The organism is Achromobacter piechaudii NBRC 102461 (assembly GCF_001571245.1).
Taxonomy (GTDB): Bacteria; Pseudomonadota; Gammaproteobacteria; order Burkholderiales; family Burkholderiaceae_B; genus Achromobacter; species Achromobacter piechaudii.
In genome coordinates, this window is record NZ_BCTK01000006.1 from 1,024,378 (window position 1) to 1,047,875 (window position 23,498).

General features: G+C 66.0%; 26 protein-coding genes. 10 read left to right on the forward strand and 16 right to left on the reverse strand.

Annotated features, from left to right (window positions below; all coding sequences use genetic code 11):
- Positions 1-4 precede the first annotated feature (4 nt).
- The 4 genes from API01S_RS16780 to API01S_RS16795 all read right to left on the reverse strand — a co-directional run bounded on the left by API01S_RS16780 (position 5) and on the right by API01S_RS16795 (position 4,906).
- Positions 5-949, reverse strand: coding sequence for a phosphate acetyltransferase (locus tag API01S_RS16780; protein ID WP_061305351.1), 945 nt, complete (start codon positions 947-949; stop codon positions 5-7).
- Positions 946-3,606, reverse strand: a complete 2,661-nt coding sequence (locus API01S_RS16785) for a DUF3141 domain-containing protein (RefSeq protein WP_061305353.1) — start codon at positions 3,604-3,606, stop codon at positions 946-948. Before API01S_RS16785 ends, API01S_RS16780 begins: the two co-directional genes overlap by 4 nt.
- A 188-nt stretch (positions 3,607-3,794) precedes the next feature.
- Positions 3,795-4,430: a glutathione transferase gene (yfcF, locus tag API01S_RS16790; RefSeq protein ID WP_006221192.1), complete on the reverse strand. Its 636-nt coding sequence runs from the start codon at positions 4,428-4,430 to the stop codon at positions 3,795-3,797.
- Positions 4,431-4,576: 146 nt separating this feature from the next.
- The gene (locus tag API01S_RS16795) at positions 4,577-4,906 is read right to left on the reverse strand and encodes a DHCW motif cupin fold protein (protein WP_006221191.1); all 330 of its coding nucleotides are present in this window, start codon (positions 4,904-4,906) and stop codon (positions 4,577-4,579) included.
- A gap of 202 nt (positions 4,907-5,108) precedes the next feature.
- Here API01S_RS16795 and API01S_RS16800 point away from each other — a divergent pair, with 202 nt between their 5' ends.
- From API01S_RS16800 to API01S_RS16810, 3 genes are all read left to right on the forward strand, one after another.
- Positions 5,109-6,050 carry a DnaJ C-terminal domain-containing protein gene (locus tag API01S_RS16800; protein ID WP_061305355.1) on the forward strand — a complete coding sequence of 314 codons (942 nt, stop codon included), beginning with the start codon at positions 5,109-5,111 and terminating at the stop codon, positions 6,048-6,050.
- Positions 6,051-6,052: 2 nt separating this feature from the next.
- The gene (locus API01S_RS16805; RefSeq protein WP_006221189.1) at positions 6,053-6,367 is read left to right on the forward strand and encodes a chaperone modulator CbpM; all 315 of its coding nucleotides are present in this window, start codon (positions 6,053-6,055) and stop codon (positions 6,365-6,367) included.
- Positions 6,368-6,437: 70 nt separating this feature from the next.
- Positions 6,438-7,052, forward strand: a complete 615-nt coding sequence (locus API01S_RS16810) for a glutathione S-transferase family protein (RefSeq protein ID WP_061305357.1) — start codon at positions 6,438-6,440, stop codon at positions 7,050-7,052.
- A 6-nt stretch (positions 7,053-7,058) separates the two neighbouring features.
- Here the strand turns inward: API01S_RS16810 and API01S_RS16815 are convergent, their stop codons facing one another.
- From API01S_RS16815 to API01S_RS16825, 4 genes are all read right to left on the reverse strand, one after another.
- Positions 7,059-7,715: a DsbA family protein gene (locus API01S_RS16815; RefSeq protein WP_061305359.1), complete on the reverse strand. Its 657-nt coding sequence runs from the start codon at positions 7,713-7,715 to the stop codon at positions 7,059-7,061.
- A 97-nt stretch (positions 7,716-7,812) separates the two neighbouring features.
- Positions 7,813-9,288 (reverse strand): inorganic phosphate transporter, encoded by a 1,476-nt coding sequence (locus API01S_RS16820; protein WP_050730813.1) that lies wholly within the window; start codon positions 9,286-9,288, stop codon positions 7,813-7,815.
- A gap of 108 nt (positions 9,289-9,396) precedes the next feature.
- Entirely contained in the window at positions 9,397-9,522 is a 126-nt protein-coding gene (locus tag API01S_RS29525) for a hypothetical protein (protein WP_255221300.1), read from the reverse strand.
- A gap of 40 nt (positions 9,523-9,562) precedes the next feature.
- Complete coding sequence (locus API01S_RS16825) at positions 9,563-10,687, reverse strand: D-alanyl-lipoteichoic acid biosynthesis protein DltD (RefSeq protein WP_061305361.1); 1,125 nt, start codon at positions 10,685-10,687, stop codon at positions 9,563-9,565.
- Positions 10,688-10,975: 288 nt separating this feature from the next.
- Between API01S_RS16825 and mog the strand changes: the two genes are divergently transcribed.
- The 3 genes from mog (at position 10,976) to API01S_RS16840 (ending at position 12,892) form a co-directional block, all read left to right on the forward strand.
- The gene (mog, locus tag API01S_RS16830; RefSeq protein ID WP_006221183.1) at positions 10,976-11,608 is read left to right on the forward strand and encodes a molybdopterin adenylyltransferase; all 633 of its coding nucleotides are present in this window, start codon (positions 10,976-10,978) and stop codon (positions 11,606-11,608) included.
- A gap of 61 nt (positions 11,609-11,669) precedes the next feature.
- Positions 11,670-12,008 carry a hypothetical protein gene (locus tag API01S_RS16835; RefSeq protein ID WP_006221182.1) on the forward strand — a complete coding sequence of 113 codons (339 nt, stop codon included), beginning with the start codon at positions 11,670-11,672 and terminating at the stop codon, positions 12,006-12,008.
- Positions 12,009-12,049: 41 nt separating this feature from the next.
- Positions 12,050-12,892 (forward strand): peptidoglycan DD-metalloendopeptidase family protein, encoded by an 843-nt coding sequence (locus API01S_RS16840; protein ID WP_050730814.1) that lies wholly within the window; start codon positions 12,050-12,052, stop codon positions 12,890-12,892.
- Between the two features lie 43 nt (positions 12,893-12,935).
- On the opposite strand, the gene API01S_RS16845 is transcribed toward API01S_RS16840, so the two are convergent.
- From API01S_RS16845 to API01S_RS16855, 3 genes are all read right to left on the reverse strand, one after another.
- On the reverse strand, positions 12,936-13,223 hold the full coding sequence (locus API01S_RS16845) for a hypothetical protein (RefSeq protein ID WP_006221180.1): 288 nt from the start codon (positions 13,221-13,223) through the stop codon (positions 12,936-12,938).
- A 174-nt stretch (positions 13,224-13,397) separates the two neighbouring features.
- Positions 13,398-13,661 (reverse strand): translation initiation factor IF-1, encoded by a 264-nt coding sequence (gene infA / locus API01S_RS16850; RefSeq protein WP_006221179.1) that lies wholly within the window; start codon positions 13,659-13,661, stop codon positions 13,398-13,400.
- A gap of 598 nt (positions 13,662-14,259) precedes the next feature.
- Complete coding sequence (locus API01S_RS16855; protein WP_006221177.1) at positions 14,260-14,697, reverse strand: GFA family protein; 438 nt, start codon at positions 14,695-14,697, stop codon at positions 14,260-14,262.
- Positions 14,698-14,903: 206 nt separating this feature from the next.
- On the opposite strand from API01S_RS16855, the gene phnC reads away from it, so the two are divergent.
- The 3 genes from phnC to phnE all read left to right on the forward strand — a co-directional run bounded on the left by phnC (position 14,904) and on the right by phnE (position 17,656).
- Positions 14,904-15,740 carry a phosphonate ABC transporter ATP-binding protein gene (phnC, locus tag API01S_RS16860; RefSeq protein ID WP_156487118.1) on the forward strand — a complete coding sequence of 279 codons (837 nt, stop codon included), beginning with the start codon at positions 14,904-14,906 and terminating at the stop codon, positions 15,738-15,740.
- 53 nt (positions 15,741-15,793) lie between these two features.
- On the forward strand, positions 15,794-16,777 hold the full coding sequence (gene phnD / locus API01S_RS16865) for a phosphonate ABC transporter substrate-binding protein (RefSeq protein WP_061305365.1): 984 nt from the start codon (positions 15,794-15,796) through the stop codon (positions 16,775-16,777).
- Positions 16,778-16,861: 84 nt separating this feature from the next.
- A complete protein-coding gene (gene phnE / locus API01S_RS16870; protein WP_050730817.1) occupies positions 16,862-17,656 on the forward strand; it encodes a phosphonate ABC transporter, permease protein PhnE in 795 nt (264 codons plus the stop codon).
- On the opposite strand, the gene API01S_RS16875 is transcribed toward phnE, so the two are convergent.
- The 3 genes from API01S_RS16875 to API01S_RS16885 form a co-directional block, all read right to left on the reverse strand.
- Positions 17,653-18,174: a GAF domain-containing protein gene (locus API01S_RS16875; RefSeq protein ID WP_156487119.1), complete on the reverse strand. Its 522-nt coding sequence runs from the start codon at positions 18,172-18,174 to the stop codon at positions 17,653-17,655. The genes phnE and API01S_RS16875 overlap by 4 nt on opposite strands.
- Positions 18,171-19,145 (reverse strand): Bug family tripartite tricarboxylate transporter substrate binding protein, encoded by a 975-nt coding sequence (locus API01S_RS16880; protein ID WP_006221172.1) that lies wholly within the window; start codon positions 19,143-19,145, stop codon positions 18,171-18,173. The genes API01S_RS16875 and API01S_RS16880 overlap by 4 nt, the downstream gene beginning before the upstream one ends.
- 66 nt (positions 19,146-19,211) lie before the next feature.
- Positions 19,212-21,047 carry a gamma-glutamyltransferase family protein gene (locus API01S_RS16885; protein ID WP_061305367.1) on the reverse strand — a complete coding sequence of 612 codons (1,836 nt, stop codon included), beginning with the start codon at positions 21,045-21,047 and terminating at the stop codon, positions 19,212-19,214.
- A 119-nt stretch (positions 21,048-21,166) separates the two neighbouring features.
- Here API01S_RS16885 and API01S_RS16890 point away from each other — a divergent pair, with 119 nt between their 5' ends.
- On the forward strand, positions 21,167-22,117 hold the full coding sequence (locus API01S_RS16890; protein ID WP_061305369.1) for a LysR family transcriptional regulator: 951 nt from the start codon (positions 21,167-21,169) through the stop codon (positions 22,115-22,117).
- Between the two features lie 49 nt (positions 22,118-22,166).
- On the opposite strand, the gene phnN is transcribed toward API01S_RS16890, so the two are convergent.
- Both phnN and API01S_RS16900 read right to left on the reverse strand, forming a co-directional pair.
- Positions 22,167-22,757, reverse strand: coding sequence for a phosphonate metabolism protein/1,5-bisphosphokinase (PRPP-forming) PhnN (phnN, locus tag API01S_RS16895; protein WP_006221169.1), 591 nt, complete (start codon positions 22,755-22,757; stop codon positions 22,167-22,169).
- A complete protein-coding gene (locus API01S_RS16900; RefSeq protein ID WP_061305371.1) occupies positions 22,754-23,497 on the reverse strand; it encodes a DUF1045 domain-containing protein in 744 nt (247 codons plus the stop codon). Before API01S_RS16900 ends, phnN begins: the two co-directional genes overlap by 4 nt.
- Position 23,498: the final 1 nt, after the last annotated feature.

Here is a 23,498-nt window from a genome sequence, read left to right on the forward strand (position 1 = left end):
GGGATCAGGTCAGCGGGCGGGCCGCCAGCTCGCTCAGGTGGTGCGCGTAGATGGCCGCCACCGCGCACGAGGCCAGCCGCGAACGCGGACTGTCGGCGCGGCTGGTCAGGATGATGGGCACGCGTGCGCCCAGCACGATGCCGGCGGCTTCGGCGTTGGCCAGGAAGGTCAGGTTCTTGGCCAGCATGTTGCCCGCTTCCAGGTCGGGCACCACCAGCACCTGCGCCACGCCCGCGACGGGGGAACGGATGCCCTTGATGCGCGCGGCGTCCGGGCTGATCGCATTGTCTAGCGCCAGGGGGCCATCGAGCAGCCCGCCCGAGATCTGGCCCCGGTCGGCCATCTTGCACAGCGCCGCCGCTTCGATCGTGCTGGGAATATTGGGCGTGACCTGCTCGACCGCCGACAGGATCGCCACGCGGGGTTCGCCCAGGCCCAGGCCGTGATGCAGATCGATCACGTTGCGGATGATGTCTGCCTTGGTTTCCAGGTCGGGAAAGATGTTGATGGCCGCGTCGGTGATGAACAGCGGGCCGGCATAGGTGGGCACTTCCATGATGAACACATGGCTGATGCGCCGGCCGCTGCGCAGCCCGGTCGTGCGTGCGACCACTTCATGCATCAGCTCGTCGGTGTGCAGGCTGCCTTTCATCAGCAGCGTGGCTTCGCCGTTGCGCACTAGCGCCACGGCCGTTTCGGCGGCGGCGTGGCTGTGCGGCGTATCGACGATGCGGGCATCGCCCAGATTCAGCTTGAACTGGGCCGCCGTATCGCGGATCTTTTTTTCCGGTCCGACAAGAATCGGGTGCAACAGGCCCAGGTCGCGCGCCTCCAGCGCGGCGGACAAGGACGGTTCGTCGCAGGGATGGGCGATCGCGCAGTAGGCAGGTTCCAGCGTTTGCGCGCGGGCGATCAGCGTGTCGTAGTGCGTCGAGGTCGGCAGTGTCATGCGCGTTTGGCCTTGGCGGGTTGGCGAGCGCCAGCGCTGGCGCCAGCCGTGGCGGACTTGGCGGGGCGCTTGGCTGCGGGCTTGGCGGTGGACGTCGTGGCAGGCTTGGAGGGCGCGCTTGCCGCCGCGCTTGCCGACGATTTCGCGGCGGATTTTGCAGCCGGTTTCGCGGCAGGCTTTTCAGCTGGCTTTGCAGCCGAGTTCGACGCGGATTTCGCAGCCGACTTTTTGGCCGGTTTCTCAACGGGTGTGGCCGTCGACTTCGCCGCGGATGTTGCCGCCGACTTCGCAGCGGGTTTCGCCACCGTCTTCGGCGTGGACCTGGCGACCGACTTCTCTGCCGACTGGGCCGCCGCCGGATGCGGCTTTGCGGTCTTGCCGGGCACCTGCGCGGCGGCTTCGATCAAGTTCAGCGCCGGGGCAGTGGAGGAGGGCGAGTTGCTCAGGCGGGCCGGTGCATTCGCCTGCTCGCGCTTGCTGGCGCGGCGTTCGGCGGCTTCGAAGATCCGTTCCATTTCCGTCAGGCTTTCGCGGGCAGCGGGGCTGAGGGGTTCGGCGGCTTCCAGCACATGCTTCATGGTCTTGAGCGCGTCCGCGATGGCGGCGGCCGGAGACTTTTCCAACAGGCGCGGCATGGCCTGGATGGCGGCATCGGAATCCAGCGTCAGGATCAGCGCCTGTTCGCGGACCGTGTCCTTGAATTCCTGCAAGCTCATCGCGTTGTCGGATTCGTTGCGCACCTTGCGGATCAGCGCGAAGCTGCGTTCATCCAGGCCGCCTTCCGCGCCGGACACATACAGCAGCATGCGGATGGCGGCCACGCGCAACCCGCCCTCTTGCAGCAGCGAACGCAGTTCAACTGTGCGTTCTTCCATGAAGCGGCGGTGTTCTGGCGACACGCCGGGATGCTTGCGCGGCGGGCCGGAGCGCGCGCCCAGCCCGGCCAGATCCTGAACCAGCGGCGATCCGTAGATGCCCATGAAGGTGCGTTCGTCGGCCGAGTCGCGCATTTCCTGCCAGATGTTCAGGCTGGTTTCGACCCAGTTCGAGAACATTTCCTGCGCCATCAGGAAGGGGTTCGATTCGGACACCGGCTGGCGGTGTTCGCGCACCTGTTCGGCCACCTTGGCGATCGGCGCGATGGCGGGATTGCGGTCGGATATCAGCTCGTAAGGCAGGCGCAGCGGATGCAGGCGTTGCGCCCATTCCGCCGACTGCGGCGTGACCATCGCGCGCAGCCACGGCTGCACGAAACTGCGGTAAATGCCCAGGTTGATATCGGAAATGCGGGCCACGGCGGCAAAGCGGCGGTCGTCCTCTTCCTTGCGATCCACGATGGCGCGCACATCGTCCAGCGTGCGTTGCTCGAACGACAGCACGTAGTTGCCGAACGCCAGATCGGCGTTCGGGGTTTCGGGCGTCTTGTCGGCAATTTCGGCCTGGTAGATGCCCGGCGGCAACACGTCGATCATGTCGATGTTCGACGTGAATTCCTGGTGTTCCTTGCGGGCCACGCTGCCCGACACGAAGATGCCCAGGTGGCCGATGCTTTCGTGCACCGCGTAGACGATGGTCTGGCCATGCGCCAGCACTTCGGCCTCGTTCTGGTACAGGTCGGGGATCCAGCCCAGGGCCTGCGGCGGCGGCGTGATGTTGTCGCCCTTCGAGCAGAACACCACGATGGGCGAGCGGATGTTGCGCAGGTCGATGCGGATGCCGTCCGAGGTCACCAGGCCGGCCGTCGCCAGGCGGTTGCCCACGAACAGGTTGTCGACGATGTACTGGATTTCGGGACCGTTCAGGAAGACGTGGCCGCCCCACCATTTTTCAAAGCTCAGGTAGCGGTCGGCTTCGGTGTCCACCTTGGAATACAGGTTGTATTGCTTGGACCACAGCGTATTGGCCGGATTCAGGTTTTCGAAGTTCTGCACCAGCCAGGCGCCGTCGAATTTGCCGTTGCCCAGATCGCTGGTCATGGCCGTCAGCCAGCTGCCGCCCAGCAGCCCACCGGCGTACCGCATGGGATTCATGCCGCGCCAGCCCGCCCAGTACGACAGCGGCGCGCCCGCAACGATGATGGGGCCGAACAATTCGGGGCGCACGGCGGCGGTCATCATGATCTGCCAGCCGGCCTGGCAGTTGGCCACCACCACGGGCTTGCCTTCCGCGTCGGGGTGCAGCGCGATGATTTCTTCCAGGAAGCGCGCTTCGGCCATCATCACGTCTTCGACGGTCTGCTCCGGCATGGGCTGGGGCAGGAAGGTGGCGAAGTAGCAGGGATGTCCGGCGCGGATCGCCACGCCGATCTCGCTTTCGGGCTTGAAGCCGCCAATGCCGGGGCCATGCCCCGCGCGGGGGTCCACTACCAGGAAGGGACGCTTGATCGGATCGGTTTCAACGCCTTCTGGCGGTTTGATGCGCAGCAGCCCGTAGTTGACGGGGCGGGGCAGTTCGCGGCCATCGAGCACCAGTTCGGATTCCATGCTGAGCACGTTGGGCGCGCGCTTGGCCATGTGGTCGTGGTACTGGTTGCCGCGCTGGCGCATCACGTCGGCGTAGAGCACGCCCCGCTGCCAGGCATCCACGGCATATTCGTAGGCGGCCGTCCAGGGATTCAGGGACGGGGTGGGGATGCGATCGTTGCCGGAATCGGCCATGGCGATCTCCTGTAAGTTGCTCCCGACGGCGAAAGGCCGCCGGGCCGGCCCCGAGTGGAACCGGCTTAGTTGACTTCCCCATTACACCGCAACGAATGCTGCGCCGCAACATTTGTCGGGTTGATCAAGCGCAAAAAAACGTGAAGATCTGACTTTGCAGGGCGCGCGGCAGAAGGGCCCGAGCGGCCTCAGTCGCGCGCGGCGGCGTTGTGCTCCAGCCATTGCCGGACCGAAGGCCGCTGCCATTGGGCGTCGGCGTAGGCGCGCAAAGGGTCGGGCAAGTCGTCTTGCGTCAGACGCTTGAGCATGACGGCCAGGTCCAGGTCGGCGATAGACCAGTCGGCGAACAGCGTGGTCTGGCCCACGCCGACCAGATAGCTGGCCACCTGGATCAGCTTGGCCGAGGCAGCGTGCGCTTCGTCGGACAGGGGCTGGCCCGTGGCGCCGTAGAACACGGTTTCGGTGGGGCGTTCCTGGCGCAGCGCGCCCAGGTCGCTGCGCAGCCAAGCCTGCAACTGGCGGGCGCGGGCGCGTTCGCGGATGCCTTGGGGATACAACGCGGCGTGCTTGGGCGGGGGGAAGACCTCTTCCAGGTATTCCTCGATGACGCTGGATTCAGTCAGGTTGAAATCGTCGTGCGTCAAGGCCGGTACGCGGGCAGTCAGCGCCCGGCATTGGTAGGGCTGCATCCGTTGCTCGCCGGCGCTCAGGTCGATAGGGCGCACTTCGAAAGCCAATTGCTTTTCGGTCAGCGCCACGTACACCGACATGGCGTAGGGGCTAAGGAACTGGGAATCAACATAAAGCGTAATCGGGGCGCCCAAATCTAGTCTCCGGTCAGGCGAGGGTCTGGCGTTGCAACGAATCGACACGCGGCGGCAAGCTACGGGACTTGCAAAGCGTAACGCAACTGCAATTTCGCGTGTCGCGCGGCCGCGTCACCGGGACGTTGCCGCACTGCGGTAGAGGATCAGTCAACGATGAACAGCTTGGCGCCGGTGCTGGTGGACGAGCGATGCGGTTCGGCCTGGTCGGCCACCTGGTAGCTCATGCCCGGGGTCAGCACAAATTGGCGGCCGTCTTCCAGTTCGGTGTGCAGCTCGCCTTCCAGACAGAACAGGATGTGTCCCTTGGTGCACCAGTGGTCGGCCAGGTAGCCCGCCGTGTATTCCACCATGCGGACGCGCAGGTCGCCGAATTGGCGCGTGCGCCAATAGGCCATGCCTGTGTCGCCGGCGTGTTCGGTGCGTTCGACTTCGGACCAGTCCGTGGTGCCGAAGGGGATGTTGCTCATCTTCATCGTGGATCCTGCGGGGGTGAATGGCGATGGGGGTCGCCGACGGTAAAAAACAGATACTACGCCACCCCGGTATCAGGGCGCATCCCGGCTTTGGTCTGATATTGCGCATTGATAAATCGGTCCGCAACCCCTATCTTCTGGATATCCCAGGCCGGATACGGCAGAGCCCGCGGCGGCCGAAACCTTAAAGGTGAGCTGGCATATGGAGTTCAAGGACTACTACAGCATTCTCGGGGTGGAGCGCGGCGCATCCGAAGACGAGATTCGGCGCGCCTATCGCAAACTCGCCCGTAAATATCACCCCGACGTCAGCAAAGAAAGCGACGCCGAAACCCGCATGCGCGACGTCAACGAGGCCTACGACGTCCTGCGCGACAAGGAAAAGCGGCTGGCCTACGACAACCTGGCCGAGGGCGTATCGCCCGATGGCGGCTTCCAGCCCCCGCCGGGCTGGGACGAAGGCTTTGAATTTCACCGAGGCGCGGCGGCGGGCGACGAGGCGCAGTTCAGCGACTTCTTTTCGTCGCTGTTCGGCGGCCGGGGGCAACGCGGCGGGGCGCGTCAGCAGGAATTCCGCGCGCGCGGCGACGACCATCACGCCGCCATCGAAGTCGACCTGGAAGACGCGATCAAGGGCGCGACGCGCGACATCAGCCTGCGATCCATGGAAATGGACGACCAGGGCCGGCCTCACATGAAGACGCGCACCCTCAGCGTGCGCATTCCGCCCGGGGTGCGCGAAGGCCAGTACATCCGCCTGTCCGGGCAGGGCATGCCTGGCTACGGCGGCGGCGAAAACGGCGACCTGTACCTGGAAGTGCGCTTCAAGCCGCACCCGCGCTATCGCGCCGACGGCCGCGACCTGTACATGACACTGCCGGTGGCGCCCTGGGAAGCCGCCCTGGGCGCCAAGGTGAATGCGCCCACGCCGGGCGGCACGGTTGAAGTGTCGATCCCGCCCGGGTCGGGCAACGGCCGCAAGCTGCGCCTGCGCGGTCGCGGTATTCCAGGCGATCCGCCGGGCGATCTGTATCTGGTGCTGGACCTGGTGTTGCCGCCCGCCGAAAGCGACGCGGCCAAGGCGGCCTACCGCAAGCTGCAACAGGATGCGCCGTTCAATCCGCGACGCCACATGGGGGTCTGACCATGAACAAACTTGTCATCACCAGCGCGACCGTCGTGGGCAAATCGCAGCCGCTCAGTGCGCACGATCTGGCGCGCGCTTGCAACGCGGAAGTGGATTGGGTGGTCCAGCTGGTCGAGGTGGGCATCGTCAATGCCGATGGCCGCCAGCCCGAGCAGTGGTGCTTCTACAGCATGGACCTGCAACGCGCGCTGCACGCGCGCAAGCTTGAGCACGATTTCGGCGCCAGCCTGGACGCCGTGGCGCTGATCCTGGATCTGAGCCAGGAAGTGCGGCGGCTCAAGGCGCGCCTGCGCACCTTGGGTGCGACGGAATAATCGGCATTCCGGCGTCTTTCGCCCAGCCGCGACCCCAGGCAAAATGGTCGGTATCCCAAGGAGGCCGACCATGCTTACGCTCTACCATGCGCCGCGTTCGCGCTCGTTCAGGATCTTGTGGCTGCTTGAAGAACTGGGCGTGCCCTATGACACCGAAATGGTGTCGATACGCGGCACCGACAGCGCGGGCCACATGCCCGCCGACTACATCGACATCCACCCGCATCGCAAGGTGCCGGCCCTGGTGCACGACGGCGTGCCCATTTTTGAAACACCAGCCATCGCGCTGTACCTGACGGACTTGTTTCCCGAAAAAGGGCTGGGGCCGCTGGTGGGCGACGCCAGGCGTGGGCCCTACCTTACCTGGCTGGCCTACTCGACGGGCGTGTTCGAGCCGGCGATGGTCGAACGCGCGTTCAAGCAGCCTCACCAGAATGCCGCGTTGGGCTGGGGCTCGGCGGACGAGGTCGAACAGGTGCTGACCCGCGTCCTGATGGCCCGGCCGTACTTCCTGGGTGATGCGTTTTCCGCCGTGGACGTCGTGCTGGGCGGATCGCTGCAATACATGATGCAGGTGAAGGTGATTGGCGAGTCCGACGTGTTCAACACCTACATCGAGCGTCTGGCCGCGCGCCCGGCCATGCACCGGGCCTTGCAACGCGACGGCGACATCGAAGAGTCCTGATCGGATTCAGGCGGCGGGCTGAATCCGTTGGCGCAGGTCCGCCTGCCATTGGGCGGGGCGGCCCAGGTAGCGGGCGGGTTCCAGCAAGGTGTAGACACCGCCGCGCTCCAGCGCCAACGTGGGAAAGCCGCTGCCGCCCACGCGGGCCAGCAATTGCCGGCTGGCGGCGATGTGCGCCGCCGTCTCCGCGCCCTCGGCGGCGGCATAGGCCGCGTCGAACGCTGCCCCGTCCAGCCCGATGTCACGCGCCAGCTCGGCCAGCACGGCGGGGTCGGCGATGCGCCTGCCTTCCACGTAATGGGCTCGCTGCATGCGCTTGAGCAGGTCCAGGCCGCGTTCGCCCAGCGTCTGGGCAGCCAGGATGGCGGTGGTGGGCGGCTCGGAATCGAAGACCGCGCCGCTGTCGCGCAACAGGCCGTCGAAATAGTCCTTGCCGAACACCTGGCCGCTCATGTCGGCGATGCGCTCGTCGTGCGGCATGACGTAGCGGCGCAGCGCGTCGGTGACGGGTTGCCGGTTGCCGCCGGTCATCATGCCGCCGCCGTGCGGGGTGACGCGCAAGCCGGCGATGCCGCGCGCGGCGTCTATCAGCGGCGCAGCGCCATAGCACCAGCCGCAAAGCGGGTCGAAGATGTAATGCAGGGTGGGGGTGTGGGTAGCCATGGCGTGATGGTAGACGCAGGCCGATGCCGAAAAAAGCCTGGCGTGGTCGCCAGAGTGTTGCATCGGCCGTGCGGATTGCCCGCACGGCCGAAGAGCGTCAACCGACGATCTGCACGCCGACCCAGAACAGGCCGGCCGCCAGCGCCATCGAGGCGGGCAGCGTCAAGACCCAGGCAAGCAGAATGTTGCGCACGGTGTTGCCTTGCAGGCCGGTCTTGTTGGCGATCATCGTGCCCGCCACGCCCGAGGACAGCACGTGTGTAGTCGATACCGGCAGGCTGAACACGTTGGCCAGCCCGATGGCGGCCACGGCCGTCACCTGCGCCGACATGCCCTGTGCATAGGTCATGCCCTGCTTGCCGATCTTCTCGCCGACGGTCAGCACCACGCGGCGCCAGCCGACCATGGTGCCCGCGCCCAGCGCCAGGGCCACGGCCACGATCACCCAGAAGGGTGCGTATTCGGTGGTGGCGGTGAGGTCGGCGCGCAGGCGTTGCAGGTCCGCGCGTTCGCGGGCGGGCAGCCCTTCGATGCGCGACACCTTCTTGGCCGTGTCGTCCAGGCAAAGCAGATAGCGGCGCACGTCGATGCGCTTCTCTGCCGACAGGTCTGCGTAGTTGCTGACGCCGGCCAGATCCGTCTGCAAGGCGGCAATGGTGGGCACGGTCAGTTGGGGATCGCAGCGGAAGTTGCGCGGCAGCTCGTTCGTGGATTCCGCCCGCTTGAGCGCCAGGAACTCACCCAGCATGGCTTCGTTGCGCTGGTAGAACACGTTCAGGTGATTGGCGGCGTCGCGGGTGCGTTCGATCTGGTAGGTCGTGCTGGTCGTGTCCAGCACGAAATTGGCGGGCACGATGCCGATCAGCACCAGCATGATCAGGCCGATGCCTTTTTGCCCGTCGTTGGACCCGTGCACGAAGCTCACGCCCATGGCCGACAGCACCAGCACCAGCCGGTTCCAGAAGGGCGGATGTTTCTTGTTGTCGATGGCGCGCCGCTGTTCGGGCGTCTTGTGCATCTTCGAGAGCGGCAGCCAGCGTTTAAGCAGCAGCAGCAAGCCGCCCGCGACCACGAAACCGGCCACTGGTGAAGCCACCAGCGACATGCCGATGTCGATCGCCTTGCCCCAGTTCACGCCTTCGGCCAGCGGCAGGTCGGTGATCAGGGCGTTGGCCAGGCCGACCCCCAGAATCGAGCCGATCAGCGTGTGCGAGCTGGAGGCGGGAATTCCGAAGTACCAGGTGCCCAGGTTCCAGGCGATGGCGGCCGCCAGCATGGCGAACACCATGGCCAGGCCTCGGCCGGTATCCACGTTGATCAGCAATTCCACGGGCAGCAGGTGCACGATGGCGTAGGCGACGCCCACGCCGCCCAGCAACACGCCCAGGAAATTGAAAATGCCGGACAGCACGACCGCAAGATGCGGCGGCATGGCCTTGGTGTAGATGACCGTGGCCACGGCGTTCGCCGTGTCGTGGAAACCATTGATGAATTCGAAGGCCAGGACGAATGTCAGGGCCAGCACAAGACTGAGGCCGACCCAGAGATCAAGGCCGTGGAAGAGGTCGAACATGGAGGCGGGGGGGCGAGGTTCCGGCGTGAGGTGCCGATTATTGCAGATTTGTGACCTGGCCCTGGTTGCGTCGGAAAACCAAATGCGGCGCGCCGGGCGACGCACCCGTCAGAATTTCGAATACTGGAACTCGATCTCCATCGGTTTGCCCAGGTTGGCCGAGGTGTCCGCCTGGATCAGCAGCACGGCGAAGACGCCCAGATAGAGCAGACACAGCCACAGCGTTCTTTTCATCGCGGCATCCATTGAAGATGTTGGGGGGAGCGGCCGGGCGTCATGGCCGGAACACCTGGGCGATCTTCTGATTCACCCGCAGCCAGCCCAGTTCGCCCAGATGCTGCACGTCGCGCAGCGTTCCGATCTCGAACGGGGCGTCGTACATGTCCATGCAGCTCATCGCATAGCGCTGGCACAGCGCGGCCACTTCCTGCTGCACGGGGGCAAAGCGGTCCAGGTCCTTGAACACCATCGGGTGCAGGGGCTGCATCACGAACAGGGCGTTCACGCCATGCTGATGCAAGAGCGCCATCAGCGCCGTCAGCTCGCGCAGCTCGGCGCGGCCCGTCAGGGGTTGGGGCAGGTAGGCGGTCTTGCCGCCTTCGGGGATGGCGCGCAGGTACTTGTTGAAGAAGTCGTCGCGGACCGCGTAGCGGTTGCCCGCCATCAGGTCCTGCTCGGCGCGCTGGGCCTCCTCGGCCAGCGCATCCCAATCGACCACGCGTGCGGCAGCGGCGGGGCCTTCACGCTCGCGTTCCGGAGCGGGGGCGGCGTGGGCGGGCGCCCACAGGTCCAGCAGGCGTTGCCGGAAAACATAGGCTTGTTCGGCCATCATCGACCAGGCCACGCCGGCATCGCCCTTGTCTCGCAGCCAGCGCGCCAGCTCGGCGCGGCCTTCCGGCTGCTGGAGCAGGCGGGGCAGCAGCGGGTTGGCGTGTTCCTTGAATTCGTCGGCGCCCAGCCCGCCTTCTCCATCGAACCAGCCGGGCGACAGCATCACCACCACGCGCGACGTGGGCGACAGGTCCTGCGCCAGCGCGGCCAGCACCAGTTGCATGCCCAGGGACTGGAAGCCCGAATGGCCATAGGCCAGCACGGGCATCTGCAACTCGTCCGCCAGATAGCGGTAGGGGACGAACCGCAGGTCGTTGCTGGTCAGTTCGGAAGACCCCAGGATCACCAGCCGGTCACCGGTGCGCAGCGCCTGGCTCAGGCGCGACAGGTTGCGCGTCTGTTCTTGCAGGGTGTTGCCCAGGTTGGGGATGTAGATGCCGGGCGCGGCGGCGGGCACCGGCTCGGTCTTCAACGCCAGCGTATGCCAGGCGAGCCAGCCAGCGGCGGCCGCGGCCGTCAGGGCCAGGGCGGCGGCCAGCGCGTGCTGCCGTAAAGTGCGTTTGAACATGGAAGACAACAGGCGTGACGCGCCAGCCAGGAAAGGTATTTTGTTAGCGGATGTTATCCAGCCCGCATGACGCGAACAAGCGCGCGAAACAAGGGCCACGGTCGATTCGCTTTTTTGCCACAGGTCCGGCAGGCGGTAATACGGGGTGCGGCGGCCTTTCTCCTGGGAAAGAATGCGATAGCATCGTCATCGCGGCCGTCTTCTGGATTTCCATGATTGACCCCGCAGCGCTGCGTGGCTTCATCCGCGCGCGGCCTTTTCCCACTCCGTTTCCTATCCCACGCGCCCATGACCACTCCCACCCGAATCGCCCGCCGCCATCCCGACGACCTGATCATCGGCCTGGTGTCCGTGTCCGACCGCGCCACCTCCGGCGTCTACCAGGATCAGGGGCTGCCCGCCTTGCGCGAGTGGCTGGGGTCGGCGCTGGCGTCGCCCTGGCAGGCGGTGGACCGCCTGATTCCCGACGAGCCCGCGCGCATTTCGGAAACGCTGATCGAATTGGTGGATATCCTGGGCTGCGACCTGGTACTGACCACGGGCGGCACGGGCCCGGCCCGCCGCGACGTCACGCCCGAGGCAACCCTGGCCGTGGGCACCAAGCAGATGCCTGGCTTTGGCGAACAGATGCGCCAGATCAGCCTGCGCTTCGTGCCTACCGCGATCCTGTCGCGCCAGGTGGCCGTCATCCGCGAAACCCCGTCGCACGCCGCGCTGATCGTGAATCTGCCGGGGCAGCCCAAGTCCATCCGCGAAACGCTGGAAGGCCTTAAGGGCGATGACGGCGCGGTGATCGCGCCCGGTATCTTCGCCGCCATCCCGTACTGCATCGACCTGATCGGCGGTCCCTATGCCGAGACGCGCCCCGAAATCATCGACGCTTTCCGCCCCAAATCGGCCCGCCGCGCCCCGCAGCCCTGAGAGGCCGCTGCGTTATAGTTTTGGCCGCTTCGTTCACCCCTTGCCTGAGAGTTCCCCCGTTATGAAGGTTCGCATCGCCCTGTCACTCGCCGTCCTGACTGCCCTGTCCGCCTGCGCCAACGTTAAAGACGTGCGCAAGCGCGATCCGGTCTTCTACGGGGCCACCCAGCGCTCGGCCGACGAATACACGACCTGCGTGGCCGACGCCTGGAAGAACATGGGCGTCAATTTCCAGCGCAAAGAGGTGCGCAACGGGTTTGAATTGATCCAGGAAGACAGCCTGGGCGTCGAAGCCGTGCTCAGCACCATCACCTGGAAGGGCAAGACGGAAGCGCGCCTGTCCACCCGCATCGCGCGCCGCGACCAAAGCATCATCGAACCGGCGAACCTGTGCCTGTAAAGACCGTGCACACCCCGACCCTGCGCCGAGACGTTCTACGTATGGGCTTGGCAATGGCGGCGCTGGCTTGCGGCCTGCCGGCGCGCGCCGCTACCCAGCAAGGCTTTATTTCACGCAAGCTCAATGCGCCCGTGCCTGGCGGCGTGGCGATCCTGCCCCTGGGCGACGCCGAGCGCGCACCCGAGGTCTCGTTTCTGGACCGGCGCGTGATGGTCGTGCGTGAAGAGGGCCGGCAGTGGATCGCCGTGGTGGGCATCCCGCTGAGTGTGAAGCCGGGCGAGCAGCAGGCCGTGGTGCGCGACGCCAAGGGCGAACGCAAGCTGTCGTTCACGGTGGGCGCCAAGGAATACGTGGCGCAGCACATCACGCTGAAGAATCCGCGTCAGGTCGACCCTAACCCGGACGACATGAAGCGCATCGAACGCGAAATGGCCGAGCAAAGCGCGGCCAACCGGACCTACCGGGCCGGGGTCACGCCTAGCAACCTGTTGCTGGACCGCCCGGTGAACGGCGGTCGCCTGTCCAGCCCGTTCGGCCTGCGCCGATTCTTCAACGGGCAGGAACGCAATCCGCATTCAGGGCTGGACTTCGCCGTGCCCGCGGGCACGCCGATCAAAGCACCCGCGGCGGGCGTGGTAGTGCTGGTGGGGGATTATTTCTTCAACGGCAAGACGGTGTTCGTCGACCACGGCCAGGGCTTCATCAGCATGTTCTGCCATATGTCGGTCATCGATGTGAAGGTGGGCGACGTGCTCGAACGAGGCGGTCTGGTGGGCAAGGTGGGCGCCACCGGACGGGCGACCGGCCCGCACTTGCACTGGAATGTCAGCTTGAACGACGCGCGGGTCGATCCGGCCATTTTCATCGGCGCGTTCAAGCCCTGATTGCCGCGCCCTGGTCGCCGTGCCACGAGGGCCGGCGACCGCCTCAGGCCGTGGCGGCCTGCTGCGCGATCTTGTTCAGCACGAACTGATGCATGCGCTCGGCATATTCCATCTGCTGGCGCACGTGGAGCTGCTCCGCTTCCTGTTCGTCCAGGCAGTTGTCGTACTTGGTTTTGGCTTCGGCGTAGGTCAGGCCGGTGTTGCGCAGGCTGTTGATGAACGCCTCACGCGATTGATGCAGCAGGCGCAGGCCTTCCTCCCCTTTCGCAAATTTTCTTCGCGCCAGGGAAAGCTGGTCAGCAGCGGCTTGCAGTTCTTCTTTGAAATCCATCTTGCTTCATGCGTATCCCGCCAGACATTGCGCCTGACCGGGTTGCCATTTTTTCACGAACGGACGTTCCACGCATTACGGCATGTCGCGGCCTGGCCTTAAGAGCAAAATGCCCCAGGCCCGCGCGACGTAAAGACAGGGAGCCGGCCTTGTGGCCGGCCCTGAGGTCCTGACTTAACGGCGGTATTGCTGGGGACGGTGCGGCGCGGGAGCGCGCTCGTCTTTGTGACGGAAATTGATGCGGCCCTTGGTCAGGTCGTACGGCGACATTTCCAGGGTGACGCGATCGCCCGCCAGGATGCGGATGCGGTGCTTGCGGATACGGCCGGAGGCGTAAGCGCCAACTTCGATGCCGTTGTCCAGTTTGACGCGGTAGCGGCTATCGGGCAGCACTTCGTCAACAATGCCATCCAATTCGATGAGTTCTTCTTTAGCCATTCTCTACTCCTTGATCAATACGCGCAGCCAGGCCGGCGGCATGACGCGCCGCACGAAGCGGCAAGCGCGTTGGACACAGATAACCAGGTCCAGCGGTTGAACGTAAAACGTTCGGGCAAGCGCGGGTAAGGGCCACGGCATCCCGGGTGGATGTCTGAAATGACGGATACTCGCGCAGCGTGGGCAATGTGCGCGCACGGCGCGGCTTGGTCGCGACGCCGTGCAAGTGCACAGCACCGGAAGAAGCGGGTTGGAACTTTTGCTGCAGGCCTTGCGGCGCAGTGAGCTGCGGCGCGCGGGACAGTCGTGATGTTGCCGACAGTCGGAAGGTTGCTCGGCAAGGTTCAACCAAACCGGGGACAGCCTGGGTATCTTGGGGGGTGACCCGAAGGAGTACAGGTTGGCACGCAGAGTGACCGAAGCCCGGTTTTTGCGGAAAAATCACGGACTTATGTTACTGCAAAGCGCGCCGATTAGCCAGTATTTATCTGCGGCAAAGCCGTGATAGTTGTGGCTGAACGACTCTCTGCCCGGGGCGGGGGCGCTCCCGTTTCGCGGTGTTCTTTATTTATGGGGGCAAAACCGGGCGCATCAATCCCTAGGTGACGTCCTGGGTTTGCGCGCTGGGCTCGGCCCGGGCGGGGAAATCTTCCGGGTACTGCGGCAGCGCGTCGGTGATGTCGAACCACGAGGCCTTGCTGGCCACGTGGCAATGGGCGGTGGGCTTGACGCCGGGGTCGTCGTCCAGCGCGCCCAGCGGCAGGCCGTAGGTATCGGGCGACTGGTCGAAGCGACTGAGCAAGGGTGTGCCGCAGGCTTCGCAGAAACCTCGGTAGTTGCCGGGCGACGAGGCATACCAGGTGACGTGGTTTTCGCCCTTGGTCCATTTGAAATCAGCCACCTGCACCGAGGCTCGGCTGCGGAAGGCGGCGCCATGCGACTTGCGGCACATGACGCAGTGGCAATTCAGGGCGTTGGTGAGGGGGCCGTCAATTTCGTAAGCCACGCGGCCGCACAGGCAGGAACCTTTGATCATGATGAGCGCCAGGCATAGGGGGTAATTCCTTGAATATACCCGCGCCGTTCCCGGCTGCAAGCGGTCGACGCCGGGCTTTGTGACGGATCTCTTTCAGTCGGTTGCTGACCCCGGTTTTTCCGCTATGTGATTAATTTTTTGGGTCATCGCGCTGTCATGCCGCGAAAACAGAATGCGGCCATGACCACATCCAAGGGGATCGAGCGATGACTTACGCCATCGAAGTACAGGCCTTGAGCAAAACCTTCCAAGCCGGGTCGAAAGCGCTTGATGGCGTCAGCCTGCAAGTGGCCGACGGCGAGATGGTGGCGCTGCTTGGGGCATCCGGCTCGGGCAAATCCACCTTGCTGCGTCACATGGCAGGCTTTGTCGCGGGCGATGCGGGGCAGGGCAGCGTGACGGTCAACGGCCAGCTCATCCAGCAGCATGGCCGACTCAGCCGCGACGTGCGCGCCGCGCGGGCCGGTATCGGTTTCGTGTTCCAGCAATTCAACCTGGTCGGCCGCCTGCCGGTGATCACGAACGTGCTGACGGGCATGTTGCCGCGCGTACCGTTGTGGCGCAGCCTGACCCGCTGGTTCCTGCGCGCCGAAGTGCGCGAGGGGCTGGATGCGCTTGCGCAGGTTGGTATAGACGACTATGCATTTCAGCGCGCCTCGACGCTGTCTGGCGGCCAGCAGCAGCGTGCCGCCATCGCACGCACTTTGGTGCAGAACGCACGCGTGATCCTGGCCGACGAACCCATCGCCTCGCTCGACCCCGAATCGTCGCGCCGCGTGATGGACACGCTGGCGCACATCAACCGCACGCGCAAGGTGGCGGTGGTGGTGTCGCTGCATCAGGTGGATGTGGCGTTGCGCTATTGCCCGCGCGTGGTTGCGCTGCGCCACGGCAAGGTGGTCTACGACGGCCGCGCCACCGATCTGACGCCTGAAATGCTGCGCGACCTGTACGGCTCGGAATTGAGCGAGCTGCTGCCCGAATACACGCAGCACTCAGCGCCGGCCCTTGCCGCGCTGCCCACGCTGGCGCACGCCGCCTGACTTTCCTCGTCTTCTTTGGCGCGCCGCCGCGTCATCCATCCCCGGAGTCACCCATGCTACGCAGAACCTTCATCACCCTGATCGCCGCCGCCGCGCTGTCCGGCCAGGCCGCCGCGCAAGACGCCAAGACCTTGAACTTCGGCATCATTTCCACCGAATCGTCGACCAACCTGAAGTCCGTCTGGCAGCCGGTCATCGATGACCTGAGCCGCGCCATCGGCGTGCCGGTCAAGCCCTTCTTCGCCTCGGACTATGCCGGCATCATCGAAGGCATGCGCTTCAACAAGGTGCAGCTGGGCTGGTTCGGCAACAAGTCGGCGATCGAAGCCGTGGACCGCGCCAAGGGCGAAGTGTTCGCGTCCGTCATCGACAAGGATGGCAACCCGGGCTATTGGTCGCTGCTGATCGTCAACAAGGACAGCAACCTGAAGACGCTGGACGACGTGTTGAAGAACGGCGCCAAACTCAGCTACGGCGCGGGCGATCCCAATTCCACGTCCGGCACCGCCGTGCCCGGCTACTACCTGTGGGCCGCCAACAAGATCGAACCGAAGACCTTCTTCAAGACGGTGCGCGCCAGCAACCACGAAACCAATCTGCTGTCGGTCATCAACAAGCAGGTGGACGTGGCCGTCAACAATACCGAGGCGCTGGAGCGCTACCGCCTGAACACGGGCAAGGACGCCAATGACAGCGTGCGGGTGCTGTGGAAATCGCCTTTGATTCCGGCCGATCCGCTGGTCATGCGCTCGGACCTGCCCGCCGACCTGAAAGGCCGCATCCGCGACTTTTTCGTCAACTACGGCAAGGGTCAGGACGCGCAGCGCGAAATGGCCAACCTGAAGGCGCTGACCTACCAGGGCTTCCGCGCCTCGGATAACCAGCAGTTGGTGCCCATCCGTCAGATCGAACTGGCGCGCGAGAAGGCCAAGGTCGAAGCCGACAGCACCCTGGGCCAAGGCGAAAAGCAAAAGCAGCTGGCCGATCTGGACGGCAAGCTGGCGGCGCTGGGCCAGCCCGCCGTCGCCAAGCAGTAAGCCAAGCCTTGCACCGCGCCGGCGCCGCCATGCGCGCGTTGGCGCGGTTTTTCTGATCGCCCTTTTAGCGGACCGCCCGATTCCATGAGCCTTGCCACCCACACCCCCCGCCTGCCCAGCGCGCCGCGATCGTCGCTGCCCGTCCTGCTGGTCTGGGCCGTCGTCCTTGCGTTGCTGGTGATGTCATGGCGCGGCGCGGACATGCGGCCGATGGATCTGCTGCGCGACTCGGGCAACATGGCGCAGTTCGCCGCCGACTTCTTTCCGCCCAATTTCCGCGACTGGCGCATGTATCTGGACGAGATGATCGTCACGGTGCAGATCGCCGTCTGGGGCACGTTCCTGGCCATCGTCGTGGCCGTGCCGCTGGGGCTGCTGTGTTCGTCGAACATGGTGCCCGCGTGGGTCTACCAGCCGATGCGCCGTCTGATGGACGCGTGCCGCGCCATCAATGAAATGGTGTTTGCGATGTTGTTCATCGTCGCCGTGGGCCTGGGGCCGTTCGCCGGCGTGCTGGCCTTGTGGGTGCACACCACGGGCGTGCTGGCCAAGCTGTTCTCGGAAGCGGTCGAGGCCATCGACCCGCGCCCGGTCGAAGGCGTGCGCGCCACCGGGGCCAACGCGCTGGAAGAAATCGTGTACGGCGTGATCCCGCAGGTGCTGCCGCTGTGGATCTCGTATTCGCTGTACCGCTTTGAATCCAACGTGCGCTCGGCGTCGGTAGTGGGCATCGTCGGCGCCGGCGGCATCGGCACCGTGCTGTGGGAAATCATCCGCAGCTTCCGCTATGCCGAAACCTGCGCGGTGATGATCATCATCGTGGCGTTCGTGGTCGCCATCGACATGTTGTCCTCGCGCATCCGGCGCGCGCTGATCTAGTCCGCCTGACGCGTCGCCAGCAACGCCGGCAGGGCCAGCAAGGCGGCCAGCCGCGCGTTGTCCACGTCAGCGTCCGTCACCTTGGGGCGCGGCATCAGGAAATTGACCGTGCCCAGGCAAGCCTGGCCATACACCACCGGCACGTTGATGACCGATTGCAGGCCAAGTTCGCGGATGGCGTCGTGGTCGTTGAAGAACTCGCGGATGGCGGCTTCGCCCTCGCCCACGAACACGCGCCGTTCAACCAGTACCTGCTGGCCCCATGGCGTGCCTCGCTTGTCCTTGCTGCCCCCGGGCGGATAGGCCTCGGGGTTCGAGCTGTACAGGCGCACCACGCGCATGGCGTCGGCGTCGAAGCGATTGACGGTGCACAAGGCGTGGCCAAGGCTGGCGTGTGCATAGGCGTCGATGGCCACCAGCGCCGCCGCCGTATCGGCGACGGCGTAGGCCAGGGCGATGGCTTGCACGCCGGCCGGAGCCGGCGTCACGGCCGTGACGGACGTTGCGTTCGCATTCATTCGGCGGTGATTCCCAATTCCTTGATCAGCTTGCCGTACTTGTCGGCATCGCGCGCCAGGATCTGGCCGAACTGCTCGGGCGTCGTCTCGGTCAGCAGAACGCCCATGTCGCCCATCTTCTTGATGACGTCGGGACGCTTCAGGATGAGGTTGATCTCGCGGTTCAGGCGGGCCGTCAGTTCAGGCGGCATGCCGGCCGGACCGAACGCGCCGTACCACACCGACAGCTCGTAACCCGGCAGCGTCTCGGCCACCGTCGGCGCATCGGGCAGCAGCGGCGAACGCTGCTCTTCAGTGACGGCCAACAGTTTCAGCTTGCCCGACTGCACGTGCGGCAGGGTCTGCGTGCCGGCGCTGAACAGCACCTGCGTGCGGCCGGCCACGGTATCCAGCACCGCCGGCGCGCCGCCGCGGTACGGGATGTGCATCATCTTCACGCCAGCCGCCTTTTCGAACAGCGCCGCGCTCAGGTGGTTGGTCGAACCTTGCCCCGCCGATGCGTACGCCACGGCGTCCGGGCGGTCTTTCACGTAGGCGATGAATTCCTTCACGTTGTTCACGGGCACCGAAGGGTGCACCACCATCGTGTTCGTCACCAACGCCAATTCGGCGATGGGCGTGAAGTCCTTGACGCCATCGAAGGGCATGTTGGAATACAGCGCCTGGTTCATCGTGTGCGTGCTCATCGAGCCCACCAGCAGCGTGTAGCCGTCCGGCTTGGCGCGCGCCACGAACGTGGTGCCGATGTTGCCCGACGCGCCCGACCGGTTCTCCACGATGACCGGTTGGCCCAGCGATTGTGTCAGCCCTTCGGACAGCACGCGCGCCAGGATGTCGGTGGACCCGCCCGCCGCCCACGGCACGATCAACGTGATCGGCTTTTCCGGCCAGGCGGCCTGGGACAAGGAGGGCGCGGCAAGCGCCAGCCCCAGCGCGCACACGCGCAACAGTCGTTGGAAATTCAGCTTCATGGTGATTACCCCTATGTAAGTGCCGGTCTGGGCGCCGGCTGATTGGAAATGGTTGATAACGGTTGTTCAGCGGCCGACGGCGTAGCCCTGCATGCCGCGCGGATTCGCGCCGGCGCGCAGCAGCAGGCGGCCGCCCGCGCCGCGTTCGCGGGTGCATGCGCTGATGCGGCCTTCGGACCAGGCCGGTCCGACCTTGACGTCATGGCCGGCCGCGCGCAAGGCCTCGATGGTGGCTTCAGGCAGACGCGATTCCACCGTCAGCCGGTTCAGCGTCTGTGTGCGAGGCCAGAATGAGCCGGGGAAATGGTCGATGTGCCAGGACGGCGCGTCGATCGCTTCCTGCAAGTTCATGCCCATGGCATGGCGCAGGAAGAACCCCACGGTCCATTGGTCCTGCTGGTCGCCGCCCGGCGTGCCGAACGCCATATAAGGTTGCCCGTCGCGCAGCACCAGGCCGGGCGACAGTGTGGTGCAGGGCCGCTTGCCGGGTTGCAGCTGGCCGGGCACGCCCTCGTCCAGCCACGTCATCTGCAAACGGGTCGTCAGCGGAAAGCCCAGCCCCGGCACGACCGGGCTGGACGACAGCCAACCGCCCGACGGCGTGGCGGCCACCATATTGCCGTCGCGGTCGATGACATCGATCTGGCAGGTGTCGCCCACGAAGATTTCGCGCGCGGCCCATTCGGCCACGGGCGGCAAGGCCGCGAAGGTGGGTTCGCCCACGCCAAAGCGCGTGTCCGAGGCAGCCAGCGTGCGGGTCGCGGCGTCCAGGTCGGGCAGGCGCGGCGTCAGGCCGGCCGGGCTGCCGGGACGCAATTCGCGCGAGGCGGTCTCATTGATCAACGCGGCGCGTTCGCGCGCATAGGCGTCGCTCAACAACGCCGTCAGCGGCACCGTGGTGAAGTCGGGGTCGCCATACCAGGCGGCGCGGTCCGCGAAGGCCAGCTTGGCGGCTTCGGCGATGCGGTGCACGAATTGCGGCGAGGTCGGGTCCAGCCCGTCCATGCCCAGGTGCCGCAGCATCGCCAGCTGTTGCAGATGCACCGGCCCTTGCGACCACACGCCGCACTTGGCGACCGTGTAGCGGCCGTACTGTGTGGTGACGGGCTCGTCGTAGGTGGCGCGCCAGTCGGCCATGTCCGCCTTGCGCAGCAGGCCACGGTTGCGTTCGCCTGTCGTGTCGCGCACGGGCTCGTTGGTGTAGTAGGTGTCGATGGCATCGGCGACAAAGCCGCGATACCAGCAGTCCAGCGCCGCGTCGATGCGGCCACGCCGGTCGCTGCTGGCCGCGTGCGCTTCATCCAGGATGCGGCTGTAGGTGGCGGCGATGGCCGGGGTGCGGAACATGGCGTCCGGCGCGGGCACGCGGCCATCCGGCAGCCAGACATCGCGCGAGGTGGTCCATTCGTCACGGAACAGCGCCTGCACGGCCAGCACGGCCTGCGACACGCGCGGCACCAGCGGGAATCCGTCGCGGGCGTAGTCGATGGCCGGGCGCAGCACGTCGGCCAATTCCCAGGTGCCGTAGTCGCGCAACAAGGTCAGCCACGCGCCGAACGCGCCGGGAACCGTGGCGGGCAGCAAGCCGATGCCCGGCACCATCTCGACGCCCAGCGCGCGCATGGCCGCTGGCGTGGCCAGCGCGGGCGCAGGCCCTTGGCCGCACAGCGCGCGCATGCGTTGTTCGTTTTCGCTCCAGAACAGGATGGGCACTTCGCCGCCCGGGCCGTTCAGATGCGGCTCGACAATTTGCAGCGTGAAGCCGCCCGCGACGGCGGCGTCGTAGGCGTTGCCGCCGCGCTCAAGCACGCCCATCGCCACCTGCGACGCCAGCCAATGCGTGGACGACACGACACCGAAGGTGCCGCGAATTTCAGGACGGGTGGTGAAGGATGCGCTCATGGGGCAGCTTGGCGACAGGGGTGGGAACGACCGCAGTATAGGGTCGTGAAATAACTGGAATCATCTTTCTTGGCATGATTCAATAACCGCCTGGTTATAGATTAGCGATCGAGACGCGCATGAGCTGGGACCCCGCCCGCCTGTCCAACCGGTTAAAGCACCGGCATCTGGCCTTGCTGGCCGACATCGCCAGGCATGGGACGCTGACCCGCGTGGCGGCGGCCACCGGCATCAGCCAGCCCGCCGTGACGAAGGCGCTTGCCGAACTGGAAGACATTTTCGGCGGGCCGCTGTTCCTGCGCAGCGGGCGCGGCCTGGCGCCCACGCCGCTGGGCAATCTGGCGCTGGTGCGCGCGCGGCACATGCAAAGCGATCTGGACCTGTGGGCGCGCGAGGTCCAGGCGCTGCATGCCGGCCATTCCGCGCACCTGAATGTGGGCGTGGTGCCGTATGTATCCAGCGCCTTGCTGACCGCAGCCATCAGCCGCCTGCATCAACGCTTTGGCGTCACGCTGACCCTGCACCGCGCCACCACCGATCATCTGGTGCCCATGCTGCGCCGCCACGAGCTCGATTGCATCATCAGCCGCGCGACCTCGACGGTGGCGCTGGACGATCTGATGCACAAGGTGCTTTATCGGCAGCGCCCGCGCCTGATCGCGCATAGCCGCCTGGCGCAGCGGTTGGCGCGGCGCCAACCGGACTGGGCGGCCGTGGCCGCGATGGACTGGGTGCTGCCTGCCTCCAACACGCCCACGCGGCAATTGATCGTTGAACACTTCATCCGCGCCGGCCTGCGTCCGCCGTCGCCCGTGCTGGAAGCCTATTCGACCGACGTCATCGAAGGCATGCTGACGACGAACGAGACCTTGATTTCAGTAGTGCCCGAAGACATCGCGCGCGAGCTTTGCCAGCGCGGCAAGCTGGGCATGCCGCCCTGGGACTTCGGCTGGGAGCTGCCGCCCATCAACCTGATCCGGCGCAAGCGCGAGCAGGCGCTGGCGGCTGAAGAACGCTTCTCGGAAATCCTGCTGGACCTGTGCGCGGATGCGGGCGTGCAGGCCATCTAGCTGCGCATTGCCATGGCATGCCTCGCCATCCTTTCAGCAACAGGCCCACCTACTCGCCAACAACGTCCCGCACGATGCCCAGCAAGGCAGCCGCCGCCACCTCGGGCGCGTCGTCGTTGCGGATACGCTGTACCGCGCAATGCGGCGGCACGGCAAAGCCTTGCGCGGCGCGCGCCAGGCGCTGGCCGATCTGGTCCGCGCTTTCGCGGCCCCGTCCCAGCAAGCGCTGCGCCAGCAGCGCCGGCGTCACGATCAGTTCCACGGCCGTCAACGCGGGATATCGCGCCAGGGCGTCGGGCAGGTGCGCCCGCGAGCCGTTGACGATGACCGTGGCGCCACCCGCCAGCCAGGTATCGATTTCGATGCCGACGCCGTACTGCAAACCATGGCTGGCCCAGCGCAAAGCGAAGCAGCCCAGCGCCGCACGGCGGTCGAACTCTTCCGGCGTCAGCGCCAGCGCATCTTCCGTGCCGGCGCTGTCCCGCGTGATGTAGCGGTGCGCCACCAGCACCGCTTCATGCGCGTGCAGTTGTGCGCGCACCTGCCGCAGCAGCGTGTCCTTGCCGCTGCCCGACGCGCCCATCAGGTAGATCAGCCGCGCGCCGTCGGCCGGCGGCGCGATGGGGGCAGGGCAGGTCATGACGATGCCGTGCCTTGCAACGCAGGTGCGCCGATGGCGTCCACCAACCTGCCATCGAAATGGTAGTGGCGCGCCGCGACAAAATCCGCGCCGGGCTCGGGCTGCACGAAGAGGCTGACGCTCGATACGCGCATTGCCCGGCCACGCAGCGGATCGGCGAAGGCAGCCACGCTGCGCTGCGCATCGATCAAGGCCTGGCCCGTCAGCTTGCCCGTCAGCGTGATGTGAAAGGTATACGTGTCGAACACATAGGGATAGCCCCAGCGCGCCAGCATGGCCTGCTGTTCGGCCGTCAGCGTGTGGGCTTGGCGACGCGCCAGTTCGTCGGCGCTGGGCGGGGCGCGCAGGGCGTCCAGGTCGCGCACCGCCGCATCGGCCAGCGCCTGCATGCGAGTGCGGCCTTGGGTGTCCGTCTGCGCGATGCGCCAGGCCAGAAAGCCACGCAGGGTGTCGCATTCCAGCATGACGTCAAAGGGTGCGATGCCGCGCGCCAGCGCACGTACCGTCGCGTCCAGCGCTTGTGGACTGGCGCCGGGCGCCAGCCGGAAAGGCGGCTTGAGCGTGGCGTGCAGGCCGTAGTGGCGCGGTGCCGTCGTCCAATCGCGCGCGGCGTCGGGTTGGCCGGGCAGGGCAGGCAGCGTCGCGCCCGTGTCCGCGCAGCGGCCCAGCCAGCGGCTGCCGGCGTCGCGCCACGGTCCCGTGGGCGACAGGTACAAGGCGTAGCGATGTGCGAGCGCCATG